The 14,392-nt window shown below is 53.1% G+C and carries 14 protein-coding genes and 1 pseudogene; all 15 read right to left on the bottom strand.

From position 1 onward, the window contains the following. Window positions 1–279: 279 nt before the first annotated feature. The 15 genes and pseudogenes from KGZ92_04085 to KGZ92_04155 all read right to left on the bottom strand — a co-directional run bounded on the left by KGZ92_04085 (window position 280) and on the right by KGZ92_04155 (window position 14,365). Window positions 280–783 (bottom strand): PQQ-binding-like beta-propeller repeat protein, encoded by a 504-nt coding sequence (locus KGZ92_04085; GenBank protein ID MBS3888467.1) that lies wholly within the window; start codon window positions 781–783, stop codon window positions 280–282. Between the two features lie 71 nt (window positions 784–854). After that, entirely contained in the window at window positions 855–1,679 is an 825-nt protein-coding gene (locus KGZ92_04090; GenBank protein ID MBS3888468.1) for a hypothetical protein, read from the bottom strand. A gap of 220 nt (window positions 1,680–1,899) precedes the next feature. Further along, window positions 1,900–2,766, bottom strand: a complete 867-nt coding sequence (locus tag KGZ92_04095; GenBank protein MBS3888469.1) for an ABC transporter permease — start codon at window positions 2,764–2,766, stop codon at window positions 1,900–1,902. After that, a complete protein-coding gene (locus KGZ92_04100) occupies window positions 2,757–3,674 on the bottom strand; it encodes an ABC transporter ATP-binding protein (protein ID MBS3888470.1) in 918 nt (305 codons plus the stop codon). The genes KGZ92_04095 and KGZ92_04100 overlap by 10 nt, the downstream gene beginning before the upstream one ends. Further along, entirely contained in the window at window positions 3,674–4,792 is a 1,119-nt protein-coding gene (locus KGZ92_04105; GenBank protein ID MBS3888471.1) for a zf-HC2 domain-containing protein, read from the bottom strand. Before KGZ92_04105 ends, KGZ92_04100 begins: the two co-directional genes overlap by 1 nt. Next, window positions 4,755–5,267 (bottom strand): RNA polymerase sigma factor SigX, encoded by a 513-nt coding sequence (locus KGZ92_04110; protein MBS3888472.1) that lies wholly within the window; start codon window positions 5,265–5,267, stop codon window positions 4,755–4,757. The genes KGZ92_04105 and KGZ92_04110 overlap by 38 nt, the downstream gene beginning before the upstream one ends. Window positions 5,268–5,633: 366 nt before the next feature. Then, entirely contained in the window at window positions 5,634–6,860 is a 1,227-nt protein-coding gene (locus tag KGZ92_04115; GenBank protein MBS3888473.1) for a hypothetical protein, read from the bottom strand. Between the two features lie 50 nt (window positions 6,861–6,910). Further along, complete coding sequence (locus KGZ92_04120) at window positions 6,911–7,258, bottom strand: DUF2085 domain-containing protein (GenBank protein MBS3888474.1); 348 nt, start codon at window positions 7,256–7,258, stop codon at window positions 6,911–6,913. Window positions 7,259–8,023: 765 nt separating this feature from the next. Then, the gene (locus KGZ92_04125) at window positions 8,024–9,301 is read right to left on the bottom strand and encodes a DUF418 domain-containing protein (GenBank protein ID MBS3888475.1); all 1,278 of its coding nucleotides are present in this window, start codon (window positions 9,299–9,301) and stop codon (window positions 8,024–8,026) included. Window positions 9,302–9,386: 85 nt separating this feature from the next. After that, window positions 9,387–10,076, bottom strand: coding sequence for a hypothetical protein (locus tag KGZ92_04130; GenBank protein MBS3888476.1), 690 nt, complete (start codon window positions 10,074–10,076; stop codon window positions 9,387–9,389). Continuing rightward, complete coding sequence (locus tag KGZ92_04135; protein ID MBS3888477.1) at window positions 10,073–10,951, bottom strand: ABC transporter ATP-binding protein; 879 nt, start codon at window positions 10,949–10,951, stop codon at window positions 10,073–10,075. Before KGZ92_04135 ends, KGZ92_04130 begins: the two co-directional genes overlap by 4 nt. Then, entirely contained in the window at window positions 10,948–11,319 is a 372-nt protein-coding gene (locus tag KGZ92_04140) for a GntR family transcriptional regulator (GenBank protein ID MBS3888478.1), read from the bottom strand. Before KGZ92_04140 ends, KGZ92_04135 begins: the two co-directional genes overlap by 4 nt. Window positions 11,320–11,512: 193 nt before the next feature. Next, window positions 11,513–13,282, bottom strand: a complete 1,770-nt coding sequence (locus KGZ92_04145) for a sensor histidine kinase (protein ID MBS3888479.1) — start codon at window positions 13,280–13,282, stop codon at window positions 11,513–11,515. Window positions 13,283–13,334: 52 nt separating this feature from the next. Continuing rightward, window positions 13,335–14,090, bottom strand: a complete 756-nt coding sequence (locus KGZ92_04150) for a response regulator transcription factor (protein MBS3888480.1) — start codon at window positions 14,088–14,090, stop codon at window positions 13,335–13,337. Window positions 14,091–14,248: 158 nt separating this feature from the next. Next, window positions 14,249–14,365: pseudogene (locus KGZ92_04155) on the bottom strand (ATP-binding cassette domain-containing protein). Window positions 14,366–14,392: the final 27 nt, after the last annotated feature.

Genomic DNA, 14,392 nt, shown 5'->3' on the forward strand with positions numbered 1-14,392 from the left:
GTGCAACGCAAACGGTATGTGCCCCTGACCACCCAGTGGTGGTTGTTCATGTAAACTCCTGGAAGTCCAGGTCCCGACGAAACCCACACCCTAACCGTGGTCCACCCAAGGCCCTCGCGTCGCTGCAGTTCCATGGTAAGGGTGACAGCGTGTGAACTACTGTAAAGGGTGATACTACCGAGGCAGTCGGCTACACCCCAAGCAGAGATAGACAGTTGTGTGATGATGCTCGAAATGTGCGTGAACATAGGCGTGACTGTTCCTTGGAGTCTGTCTGGGCTAGCTGCAGCGAGCGGAGTAGACGTAATGGCCATCTCTACATAACAAAATTTCTCCTATGCCTCGGCCGCCGGGAAGCCGTATCCTCTGCTTGAGCTCTCCGCTCGCTCTGCTAAGCTCCGCCAAAGAATACCCACTAATCAGCAGAATTCTATCTGGGGTAATAAAAGGGCTACTGCGGACATCAGCGGGAGCGAAGCTCAGCTGTCGACTCCACACTTGATCACCGTTGTGTACGTTAAGTGCCACAACCGCCCCTCGTCGGAGAATCGCAAAAATAAGCCCCGCTTCGCCCATGAGTGAGTGGACATAGGGAAAGGGGAAAGGCTGGGCCTTAGACCACCGAATATCACCCGTGTTGGCGTAAAGACCTAGTCCGATTGTCGCCCCAGTGGGGTTCTGGTAGATCACAGCGACGCCACTTTCTGTTGCGGTTATGAACTGTCCATAGTCGCCCGCCATCCCATCATAGTCTAAGAACTGCCACGGATGCTTCAGTTTCAAAATGTCTCCAGTGGTTCAAAAATAGATTGCCACATGGTTCATAATCACAAGGCAAGCTCTCCTAGGGTCTACTATTTAGGCCTTATTGCCGGCCTTAGCTCGAGAAGGAAAAGCGAACCGTCATAGCCGCTCGTATTGATGGAAAAATACCTTGCAGTTCCATGTTTATCTACAAAAGAAATGCCTCTGTGCGGCAAGTCCCGCCCCAACCATGTTATTATGAGCGGCTTTTCAGGCAGTAGCGCGTCCGCGTAGTGCAACACGTTTCCCGCACGCAAGAAAGGTGAGTCCTCACTAACGCTAACCTCTCTAAAGCTGAAATTTCTCAGTATCTCATCTGTAGCGATAATAATCTGGCGGTCAGATTCTGCATCAACAAACTTTTCGAAGTAGACAAATTTGTTCAGCATCCCTTCTTCCGCATCAAACACGCGAACCTGGACTACTAAATTTGACAACAAGGCGTAGAGGTCGTCATTAAGACCACCTAGACCCCCCTGGCCCTGCTCTCCTGCCGTATCGCTATAGAGGAAAAAATAACGGCCACCCTTAGCTGAGTGTATAGCTTCTGTGTGCGGGTAATCATTATATTGAATCAAAACCATAAAACTCTGCCCAGGTTCCGGCTGCTCACTTTCATGAGAGAGATTCGTTTGCGTCGCCTCGGCTTTCATAGTTGCCAAAAGATAGTGAGCCCGCTCGGCATCCTCAGGGCCTAAAAGATAAAACGTTCCATTGCTGCAACGAAAACTGATTTCAGACCACTGACGCTCAGGTGCCGTCAATATGCCACTTGAAGCTGTTTCAGGTGGTTCCGGCACACTTCGGCAGCCCGCAATAAGCAGTATCATAAGGAAAACGAATATCCTCATAAATGGTTGCCCAGCTCGATTCATTGATACTTCCCCTTCCAATGGAGTTTTTGCGGCCCTCTGTGGCCGAACAGGCAATCCCTGCGGGTTACTCCGCCTTGCGGGCAGTCACCGATCGAGAAGGCCTTCACTATATAAAGACACCTAAGGAGGGAGAAATGCAACACTGAGACAAAAAGGACATCGGCGAGGCGACACGCTCCCAACGCGGGGCTAATAGACTACACAAGAAGCCTACATTCTTTCATACATCCCGGCGGTCGAAAACGTGGACTGCAGCCACAAGCATGACAACTATATACCCCGCGGTGTACAGCAGCATCCAGTCGCTCGGGGTAGAGTGACTGCCAAATGGGCCAAGGACATGGGCGGGGTTAAAGAAAACCATATCAGGAGAGGTGCCTTGTGCCAGGCTGTCGACCACTGTAGCCACTACCCGCCGGTACACCGCATCTGCTGGCAGTATAAGACTGGTAACGACACCGATATAGACGGCGGCGGTGCTGCCTAGCATTACTCCGATTTGTTCGATCATGCCGCCCAAGACGGACAGCGCGTAAAGCCCAAACGCCAAGACGCCATTGCCCAAGGTAGGCAACTTAGTGGTCCCGAGCATGGTAACGGACAAAAGCACTAGGGGCTTTAAGGCAAACAAGGCGAGTGCTACCCAACGGCCCGGCAGGAGCAGGCCCGTCTGCCAGTACACAAGGCCGACGAGCGCAAGGAAGAAGAGGGCGGAGTAAGTGACCAGCATGGCTGCCAAGCCGAAGTACTTACCAAGCAGCAGGTCGCGGCGGGTAAGGGGCCGAGCCGCCAGCGGGTAAAGAGTGCCGTTCTCAATTTCCCCAGCAATACTACCTACGGCGGCTAGAATGGCTAGACCCGCCACCAAGAAGCTGGCAAGGTAAATACCCATGCTAAACACGGTAAGCGCCTCTAGAAGCTTAAAGACATTGGCGGCGGCAGGATCGGCAATCCTGACATCCATCCCCAACGTGAAGTGCAGCCCCGTACCGTACAGGATGAGGAAGGCCAAGGTGAGAAGCACTGCGACTAAGACCACTCGCTTGCGCATAGCTTCCTTAAAGGTAAAAACGGCCATCAACCACATGTCTTTTCGCCCTCCTGCATTAAATGGACATAAACGTCCTCAAGGGAATTGTGGTGCGGCGTCACTTCGTAGATGCGGCAGCCCTGCGCCGCGAGTTTGGCCACGACATCGGCGATGTCCTCAGGACTTGGCGCGCGGAGCGTGAGCAGGTCCCCTTCTATTTGCAGTCTAGGGTAGTCCCGTTGCAGTTCTACGGCGAGCAAAACAGGTAGACCACTTAATTTAATGGCGACGGCAGTCGATGCCGCTTGCAGTTCATGTGGTTTGCCATCGGCGACCACTAGGCCACGGTTAATAATCGACACGCGGTCGCAGACCTGCTCCACCTCGCTTAAGAGATGGCTGTTCAAGAACACGGTCTTCCCAGCCGCTTTAAGGGAGAGGAGAATTTCACGTACTTCGCGACGCCCCAAAGGATCGAGCGCCGAGGTAGGCTCATCTAGAAATACCACCCGCGGGTCGCCCACCAGCGCCGCGGCCAGCCCTAGACGCTGCTGCATTCCCTTGCTGTAATTAGCGACGAGCTTTTCACCCTCCTTGGCCAAGCCCACCAATTCTAGTGCCGCTTGCGAGCTGCGTTTGGCCGATCTATAGTCTAGTCCTGCCAAACGAGCATGAAAGTTGACGAGTTCGCTCCCTTTTAGCCAGCCGTGCAGGCGAAAGTTCTCGGGCAAAAAGCCTATTTGTCGGCGACTCCGCGTGTCTGTTGGCGCGTACCCAGCCACCAGTGCCGTCCCAGCTGTGGGGTAGACGAGACCTACCAACATTTTAACGAGGGTGCTCTTGCCCGCACCGTTTGGGCCTAAGAAGCCGAAGATCTGCCCCTCCTCCACGGAGAGGCAGATGTCTCGGCAGGCTACTTGTTGTCCGTAGACCTTGGTAAGATGCGCCACTTCAATAATCGCCACTACCTGACCTCCGACGCAATACTTAGCGCCGCCTCGAGCGGTAGGCCGCTGATGGCCCTCCAGCTGCCGCTCTCACGCCAAGCGAGAACAACCGTCCGATCGATCTCATTAACAAAATAGACACCGGGGTTCCCGTTCACTGTGGTTTCTGTCATCCCCGGTAGATTAGGGATGGGTAGAGTTTGCCGCCAGTCGTGGATGTCGGCGAGTTGTCGGCGAAAGTTCTCCGGCAGGAAGGGCACCCGCATGAGCGCGCTGCGTAGATAGGCCAAGTCAACCCCCGGCGGAGCCTCTATCGTCAGGTCGCGGGCGGCGTAAATGGCAAAGCCTTGCCCTGTTGGGCCGTATTGCGCTCGGACTAAGGGCGGAATGCTAAAGACGATGGAATGACCCGCCAGAGCTTCCGGAAGCAGCAAGGCGCTGTTTCTGCGCAAGTAATTGTTGAGGTTTGCGACATCGGGCGTAAAGGTGATCGTCGGGGCGCGCTCCACAATAATTTCGGTTCGCGCCTGACCGGCGAGGGTGGCGGGCAAATTAAGCTTTACTCCGCTTAATTCTTCGACTTCTGTAGGGTCTGCTGTGACTACCCGTGCGGCATCGGCCGGATCCTCGACCCTCACCCGGCCGAAATTCATGATATCGACTTCGCCATTACCGCCGGGATAGTTATCCAGCAGTCGCCCGAGTGCGGCCATGTCCTCAGGGGTAATGGCAATGATCTGGATTCTCTCCATGCGGAAGACGTTGAGAAACTGAGCCGCTAGAGTACGCCCGGGCGTTGTGCTCAAAATCAGTGCAAGCGCTAAGACCGAAATGGCAACAGTAGCCAGCCATTTGTGACGTTGTAGCATGTTAACTAACCCCCTGTTCGTAGCTTTTGATTCGCGGGCTTGGCGTAGGTGACTCATGTGGATGACGTGCTCCGGGCGGCTGATTGCTGCGGTTGCTTGCATGTACGACGTTAACGAGGCCGCGGTGCGGTCGGCAAGTTCCGCCAAACTGCGCAGACTTTCACGGCAGGCAGCACAACCCGCTAAGTGAGAGGCCACTTCTCCTGCCATCTCCACGTCCAATTCGGCGTCAAGGTAGGCTTGCAGAATTCCTTCTTCCAGACACATGGTCATCCCTCCCTTCTAGTTCGCTGTACAGATCGCGAAAGCGTTGCCGAGCCCGAGCAAGAATGGTGCCCACCGAACCCTTTTCCGTTTCGATGACTACGGCAATCTCCGTATAGCTGTGTCCGGCGTTTCTTAGTAACAGGCACATGCGGTCGCGCGGTTCTAATTTCGCCAAGCAGCGATGCACTCGCTTCGCTTCTTGATCGCGGATCACCGCTTCATCCAAGGAGATTACATCGGCTTCCTCGCGGCACTGTACCTCCTCGCGGCGACGACGCCGAGTCTCCCCGCGTAGGTAGTTGTACCCCAAGTTAGCCGCCACCCTGAGCAACCAGCCGCCCAAGGCGCTTTGGTCACGGGGCGGGCTACGGTACAGCTTAAGAAAAACCTCTTGGGTCAGTTCCTGCGCCGCCTCCCGCTCTCCCAGCAGGTAGTACAAACGTTGATACACCAGCACATGATAGTTCTGATACAAGGCATCGAATTCTCGCGTCGTGTGCGCCAACCTCCTTCCTTACATGCAGCGTCTATCATTAAAACACCGACTAGGTGGATTTTGTGACATGGGGCGAGATATTTTGGAAATTGAACAAAACCCACCTTCGTCCTGCATGGTGAGCGTGTTTACCAAGTGACTATGGACGACTTTGTTGCTCTATTGATGAGCATCAATGAACCCGTCGCGGGCCGGTTTCGTTCCCCCACCTAAATCATCTGTTGATGGGCGGGGCAGGGTCGCCATCCCCGGTGGAGTATGTAGTGCCCGGCAATGAGTCAAAAAGAACATCGGCGGAGGCGGCACGAACCGCGCAAGCGGGCGCGAGTAAAAGCTGCTAACGCATTAGTATCTTCCACGCTCTCTAATCAGGCCTAACACCACATCTAAAGCATCTTCGCCGACATTTACCAAGATGTCGGGTTGCGTACCCCTCTCTGCGTTAACACTGCCATCAGGATTTAGCCCTAGGATAAGTGGCGATCTAACTAGAAAGCCACTATTAGGCAACGCAAAATGGGCAGGCGTTGACCCTATGCCGTCGCCTCCGGTAGGAGTCCCGACAAGTGTGGCCCAATCAGAGGCGGCGGCTACCGCTGCGAAAGCCTCCGCCGAAGAAAAAACGGCTTTGTCCACCAGCAAAAATATCTCGCCTCGGAAACCGACTGGATCAAGCGGGGAAACGACTCGCTGATGCCGCGAGAAATGGGAAAAATCGTTTCTTACCTCAGGTGGCAGGTTCGGCAACTCAGGCAAAGAGGCGATGTCGCCCCAACTGTTGCTCGGCCCGACAAACGTCTCAGTTAGGGAGCCTTGCCGCCAAACACTCCAAAAGGTAACGTTTAGCTCTGTTCTGGTAAGAGGCGCCATGATGTTCTGCATCCAGTAGAGGTCACTGCCGCCGCCGTTGCGGCGTATATCAATGATCAAGTAAGGCAAGCCCTGTATCCGCTCCAGGAATTGGCGGATGATGGGCTTGTCGCGCGCGACACCCATAAAACTCCTTACCGCAAGGTAGCCTACCGTGTTGTTCTCGAGGATATAAACACGAAGACCGCTTGGCATGTCGAGAGTATCGGTCTTACGCGCGAAAGTCCCAAACCAACTCTGCGCATAGCGTTGTGTTACTCTTTCGTCCTCTAACGGCTCGATCCATGGTCGCCAACTTTTAATGAAAGCTTGCCTGCATAAGCCTTGTTGCCCGGCTAGACTTAAGCTTGTGTATGCGTCGCTAAGGCTCTCTTCGCTGAACGTGTATTTTAAAAGAAGGTAATGATCTCGGCGCAGCAGATGGGTGTGCCCTTGCCTTAGCTCAGCTAGGATTGAGTTGAGGGCCGCCTCAAATTGAGTGTCGTTTCTGGCGCCGCGCACTTTCTCGAGGTAGCGATGGTAGTTGTCGAGCCACCTAATGCCGTGTAGCCGCTCTTGCACCCCGAAAAAAGGGTAGTTCTGTTTTAAGGTATTGAACATAAAGTCAAAGTCGGCCACTCGTTCTTCTAGAGTTAGCTGATGCCCAAAGCTCAAAGCCACCAGCGCGACGAGGAGACTTACAGTAAAAACTCCAACTACCACCAGATGTTTCTTGTTCAGCGCAGCTCACTTCCCCTTCTGCTTCTTCTCTGTCACCATAACGAAACAACCAGTTGGGCTAGGTAACGGCCGATCAGTACTACTAATCCAGCTTGGCCCACGCCGGACAATACACCCGTTACAACCCGCAAAGGATTGTTGCTCGTACGCCATCCCCGATACTGCGTGCCACCATCAGCAAGGGCGGGTAATTGGAGCACTAGGCTGGCGATAAACCCGATTTCGACGATGTTAAGCAACAATAAGGGATAAGCTAAGTATCCCACGAGGATGCCGGTGCACCTTGCACAAACGGAGTATTGCCTGCCCCGGTACGAGAACGAGCGATCTGGTCGCCGATGGCACGATACTAAGGCTACTTTTGTCCATGCTCTTGCCATTAGTTACTCCCAAAGAGAGCTAAGACAAAAACCAATAAAAGAGTCCCTACAAATGCGAGTATGGTTACACTGCACACGTCGCTAGCTTTCTGTGCCTTTTCGTCCTTCCAAACGAAATAAAGGATTACTCCGAGCAACGGAGATAGGAAAATATTGCCAAAAAACAACCAGACCTTATCGTTGCTGCTTAGCCCACCCTGTGGTTTCCAACGTAAATGCACCCCACAGCCTGAGCACCAGCCCTTAGAGGGATCTTCGATACGTCTACCGCATCCTGGACAGTCGAACATACTTTGCCTCCTTAATTAGTATTCCGCATTAGAGCATTGCAGAGGGGACATTAGTTGAGGTGCGGGCAGGCCATGAGCAGGACGTCAGGCGAGCAAGTGAACTGCAAACTAGTGGTAAGTTTGCGCTTGCGGCTTGGTGCATATGAGCAATCATCTACAGGCTATCGTTATTGATGTGCGTCGCAGCACCAAGTAGCACGCACTTGCGCACAGCAGTGCCGCTAGCGCAAGATTGCACAGATCAACAAAAAGCTCCAGTCTAATCGGTAAGTTCTTGAGCGGCCAACGGCCCCACTGTTTATACAGAGATCTAACGCAGCCGCCGCAAGGCGGCATTTGCCGTTAGTCGCCCGTGTACTTCGTTCCCTGTAAGGGACAAGTAGTTGTCCACGCCGTCGAGCCGTCCCCCTACGCCCCCCGTCGCACCAGTGTCGCTGACACCACACGCGATGTTGTAGCCGCGAACCTACCGCCTCTAAACGCCCGCAGATGTCTGCTCGCTACGTACCCCTTGCGGCCCGTATGTCAAACGGCGCCACACCCACTCGGCGGGGCCTTGGCTGTAACGCGCCAACCACCAGCGACTATAAATAATCTGGGAGGTGTATATGCCGATGGTCATTAAAGGCATGTAGACGATGCTGATGCCCATTAGCCCTAAGCCATGGCCATAGAACAGCCAAGCCAAGGCTATGCACTGCACTAAGTAGTTAGTAAGTGCCATACGCCCGAGAGCCGCGAAGCCTGCAAACAGCCAGGACAGTGCTCCTCTATGCCACAGCAGTATAATACCTGTTACGTAGAACAGCGAGATAAACGGCGTGCTCACTTCACGCAAAAAGACGGCGGCCGTTCCGCTCAGCACAGGGGTTAGAAAGGCCTCCGCCCAACCTAACTGCAGGCCAACATGGGCCACCGACAGTACAGCACCGACGACACCGCCTACGTACATGGCTTTGCGTATCTGCGGCAGATGCTCCTTTATGCGCTGAAAAACGCCAAGCTTGCCGACGTATAGACCGATGAGGAAGAGTCCTAGTATGCGCGGGATCATGACAATGGCGTTTATCAGAACTAGGGGGAACTCGTTACGCAGGCGATAGCTTACTACCTGCCAGTACGAACCCTGCGTATACACAGTGCGTATTTCATTCAATCTAGCCTCGAACGCGGCTTCCATGGCCGCGACATCGGCAGGCGCTAGACCATCTAAGGTGGCGTTCGCGAACGTGGGCAGCGCAAAAATTAAGTAAATGGAACCCGCGACGATGACAAATGACAAGAGCATTAAGCCCACCGCCCAAGCACGTAGGCGAGGTAACTTTGTTTCTCTAAAGAGTAGCAGCAAAAAACCGATAAGCGCATAGCTGGCTAGCACATCGCCCCACCACACAAAGATAATATGCAGCACGCCGATACCAAACAACACCGCGAGGCGAGACACCAACAACCGGCGATTAGTTGCGGTTTGCCCTTCGCCACGGCTTAAGAACAAGTGAAACCCTAAACCAAAGAGAAAAGCAAAGATGGTGTAGAATTTGCCCAAGAAGAGCACTTGTACTATCCACGCGGTGATGCTCGCAGGGCCTGCGACGAGTAGCGCTGGCTGAAAGAGCACATCCATGTCCGTATTAAACTCCATCAGCAACTGGTTAATCATGACCATGTTCACGAGCAAAACACCAAGCAGAGCAAACCCCCGAATAATGTCTAATACCGCAATCCTTTCCTTGACAGCTACTGGTCCTACCATAAACCTACCTCCTTTGTGTGTTCGCCTGCACCTACGGAATGTTACGTAATAGGAGGGCTTTCGTTTCACTAGCCCTGAGACAAAGTCACCGGATAGGCGTGCGGCGTAGCAGCAAGTAACAGACGCCTGCACACATCAAAGCTCCAAGTGTAAGATTCATGCTTGCCAAGATGATGTTAGTCCTGTCATCAATCATCCCTACAAAGAAGAACCGCAATGATCCCCCAAACGCAGAACCCAGCGGCACGCCCAGACTGAACCTCGCCAACCCAGCCAGCGCGGCGACAACCACAATGCTCGTCCAAAACCATCCTCGATAATGCAGGATGCCCAACAGCCAAAGCACATAAGCCGTGAACGCATGCAAGCTAAAGCTCCATAGCACGGCCCACACTCCCACGGCATCTAAGCCTAGAAACCACGTCTCCGCAATGCTGCCGTACTCAACGGGAAGGATTGCGCCAAGGACAAACTCCAGTGTAGGGCCAATCAACAAGGTCACGAGAGCCATCGCGAACAGCGCTGCGGCGTTAGCTAAGTAGAACTGCCGTCGCGGCAGGTGCCAGCTCTGGAAGAACGCAAAGTGCTCCATGCTGTGATACCCCGCATACACAATGATCAGAAACGATCCGCCCAATCTCACCGTGCTCTCTATTTCTCCCACCCGCATGTAAAACTGCCCTACTAAGTTAATACTCACAATACCAAGAAAGAATAGGACCCCCCACATATAGTCGCCGATGTGAAACAATGCTACCTTGAAAATCGTTTTCATGGTAGCACCCCCTGCTGATTAGTCAAAGCTATAAATACCCGCTGCAGAGTAACACGAGTGAACTCTAAGTTTAACTGCTCTCCCGCTTGTCTGTCAGCCGACGTAAGTCGCGACATAACCATAGCTGACCTGGTGCCGCCTAATGTTTCGCTGCCGATAACGGTGCGCTCCGCAATAAACGCGTTGACCTTGTCTGTGGCGCCTGCAACAGCGTATACTCCCTCAAGTAAGTCCTCAACCGGCTGTTGCAGAGCAATGCGCCCCTCTCTGAGCACAATGACGTCTTCAAGAACTTCAGCGACTTCGTCAATAAGATGGGTGGAAATTACGATTGTCTTCGGCTTTTGACTATAGTTAGCAATGAGCTCGCGGTACAGCAAATCGCGATGTACGGCATCAAGGCCTAGTACGGGCTCGTCAAACAACACTACGGGAGCGTTCGAGGCAAGGGCCATGATTGCCCTAAGGATGGTGCTGTAGCCAGTGGATAACTGTTTTGGAATGCTATGCTGCGCCAGTGCAAACTTAGCCGCCAATGATTCAGCGTAGGTAAGGTCGAACTGGGGATAAAAGGTTTGACACCAGCGAAACAACGTTCGCACCTGTAGACCTGACGGGAAGTAGTTCTTATCGGTCATATGGTAGACTTGGCTAAGCACTGCGTCATGGAGTGCGATATTGCGTCCACCGACAGCGACCTCGCCGCAATCAGGCAAGAGTTTTTTTGTCATCAGGTTAAGTAAAGTTGTTTTGCCTGCCCCGTTACGACCCAGGAGACCGTAGATTTTGCCAGTCTCAAGCGTTAGGCTCACGTCATCGACCGCGCGAATAGCGCCAAAGCGCTTGGAGAGATTTTTAACGGCAATGGTGGTCAAGTCACTCTACCCCTTTCTTTAATCATGGTGATAATGTGTTCTTCTGCGATGCCAAGTTTTGCCGCCTCATGCAGCATCGGATCAACAAAATCCTTCCGAAAGCGTTCGCGCCGCTTCTTCAGAATCCTATCCCTTGCGCCCTGCGCCACGAACATGCCGACGCCACGCCGCTTATAGATGACTCCCTCATCCACTAAACAGCTGATGGCCTTGTTGGCGGTAGCAGGGTTAATGCGCAGCGTCACCGCCAAGTCGGTAGTAGAAACAATCTGGCCGTCTTCGGCATACCTGCCATCTAGAACATCGTCTTCAATTGCTTCAGCAAGCTGAAGAAAAATTGGCCTGTCAACCCTAAAGTCAATCAACACATGGCAACCTCCCTCCACCAAAATACGCTCGGCTTAGTCAGCGTAGTTGGTACATTAGTTGACTAACTAACTATATAGCGTCGCTGTGGGAATGTCAACACAAAAACCACGAGCTTAAGCTCGTGGCTGTGTGTTAATCCCTGCCCCCTGGACTAAGCCCAAACGTTGGCGTAGTGTCGCGATCTCCCGTCCCTTAGTACAGCCGCGGCAGTTTCATGATGACCTTAAACAAATCCCCGTCGATTTCGATGGCAAGTGTCCCCTGCTGCAGCTCTAGCAGGCTCTTGGCGATAGACAGCCCTAACCCCGAACCTTCACTGCTTCGAGCCTCATCCCCCCGTACAAAACGCTCCATCAACTCCTCGGGCGGAGTGTTTAAAGGTAAAGCCGACATGTTTTTAATGGTTAACAAAACATCATCTCCTGCGGCTACCGCATCCACATAGACTCTCGACGCCGGCACCGCATACTTTAGAACATTGGTCAGCACATTCTCGATGGCGCGCCACAGCAGTTTGCCGTCAGCACGGACCTGCAACTGCTCCTCTCTAGTGTTTACGCGAAAGTCTAACTGCTTGGCACTAATGCGATCGGACAACTCACCTAGCCCTTGCGCTAGAAGTGACGGTACGTGGATTACCTCCCAGTTTACCAGCACATTGCCGCTCGCAGCTTTGACGGCTTCAAAGAGGTCGTCGGTCAGGGTCTTGAGCCGTTCTGACTTTTGTTCGAGTACTTCCAGATACTTTGGCGCGCTCTCAGCGCTCAGGCCCTCCTTCTTGAGAAGGTCAATGTAGGCGATTAGTGAAGTGAGCGGCGTCTTTAAGTCATGCGAAACATTAGTAATCAGTTCTACTTTCATTCGTTCGGCTTTGACCCGGCTAGATACCGCACGCTCTAGTCCCTCGGCGATATCGTTGATGTGCTCGGCGATGGCGTTAAGATCCTTGTGCCGTTTTGCTGGTATGCGGTGCGTTGTTTCACCTCGTCGGATGGTTTCCGCACCGTTGGCTATGCTCTGGATCTCCTTGGCGTGGTTAACCACATACAGCGAGGCGGCAGCATTGAGAGCCACCAATGCAGCGAGCACAATCAGCGACGCGAACAGGGAATAGGCCTCCCCAACGAATACGAACGTGAGCACCAAAAATATGGAAGCAACCGCGTAGGCGCAGAAAAGGACTCCCTGTCGGTGCGATACCACAGTTGGCGCAAGTCGCAATGCCCCCAAGATTAGGGCGCCGAGCAACGTATGTCGCCAGAACTCACCACGCTTCAAACGTTTCGCTGCCATGTTTACCCACAGAAGACCGAGCAAGGTTAGGGCTACGGCTGTAGATAGGCCGACAACTAATGGCTCAGCCGTTAGAACATCTAGGTATAATCTCCGCGAGTCAAGCATCACCCGAATGCCGAAGGGGCTTAGTCCCACCAAGCCAGCAAAAGCTAGATCGAGCGGGATGTACTCCCAAAGCAACTTACGTACGGGCGCGGTGTCTGTGGTGCGCCATACAGTCACTACAGACAGCGCGACGCCGAACAGCGATAAGAGTAACCCCCCCAGTACATAGTAAAACGCCACTAGGGCCCTAGCACGTTCCGCATAATACACCTCCGCCAAACCCCGAAAGGCTGGCTCTGCCAAGCCAATGTAGGCAATCAGGCCCGTTTTGTCGTCTGTTACGAAGTCGGTTAACGGCAGATCACGGAAAAACGTTACCACGTCCAGAGTGACGATAACGTTCGTAGTCGCGGCACTGACCCCTTCCTTGACATAGTAGTAGAACGGGTGCGGGTGTGCCAATTTTTCTTTGTAGGCGTCGTGCCGCGCAGAGTCGGGGTCGACAGCGGTATAGTGGAGATGCCTAGCCCACGATAGCGCGCTCTGGCTTATGTTCTGTGCGCGAAGACTGTGCTCAAACTCAGGCGAGTCACGCACTAAGTCAAAATCTTCCCCCACCATTAAGCCGTAACTAAGGAGTATCGCTCCCACGAGTGCAATGACAGCGGCAACTCTAATATTTTTCAACTTTGTATCCAATGCCCCACACCACCTTCAGGAATTTTGGCTCTTTCGGGTTAATCTCTATCTTCTCGCGGATGCGGCGAATGTGCACCGCCACAGTATTGGCGACATTTAGCGGCACCTCATTCCACGCCGCTTCGTATATTTGTTCGATTGTAAAGACGCGGCCCGCATTCTCGCAAAGATACTTGAGTATTTTGTACTCCACCGGAGTGAGCTTGATAACCTCACCGTCTACCATAACTTCTTTGCGCTCGTCATCTACCGTTAACCCGCCGGTCTGCCAAACGCTGCGCCCGCACACTTCACTCCCGAGCGAAGTAAACCGTCTCAGTTGCGCGCGGACGCGAGCTAAAAGCTCGAGCGGGTTAAATGGTTTAGTGACGTAATCATCTGCCCCAAAGTTCAGTCCCAAAACTTTGTCGCTGTCCTCCGATTTAGCGGAGAGAAAGATTACCGGCAGGTTGTGCTTCTCGCGTAGTTTCACTATGGCTCTGATACCATCTAGGTAGGGCATCATGACATCAAGAATTACGAGCTGAATGTTCTCTTGTTCGAGGATACACAAAGCGTCCTGACCGTTGTAGGCGCAAACCACATCGTAGTTTTCGTGACGCAAGTAGATCCGTATGGCGTCAACTATCTCCCGGTCGTCATCGCACACCAGTATGCGCGAAATGGCTACCACTGCTCCTTTCTTTCTCCGAGTGGAAATGGCAATTGTGCGCGGCAACTTAATGTTCATGCCGCACTTATTATATCCGCTATATCTTAAGCTGGAGCGACGATAGTTCTTAACATTGTCTTACTTTTCTTAGCCAAGCCGCCTTGGGCGCCCGTTCTTGTCGCGAAACTCGGAAGTAAAGTGCCGCCAAACTCGGAGGTTGAACCATACAGCTTCCCATTAATGGTCGTCGTTTTGCCGGCACCGTTGGGCCCGAGAAACCCAAAGATTTCGCCGGAATTAACAGTTAAGGGAAGCCCGTCCACGGCCTTTATGCTGCCAAAGCGCTTCGTTATATTTTAGATTTGCAGCATGGTCCTCGT

The organism is Bacillota bacterium (assembly GCA_018333655.1).
Classification (GTDB): Bacteria; Bacillota; UBA994; order UBA994; family UBA994; genus BS524.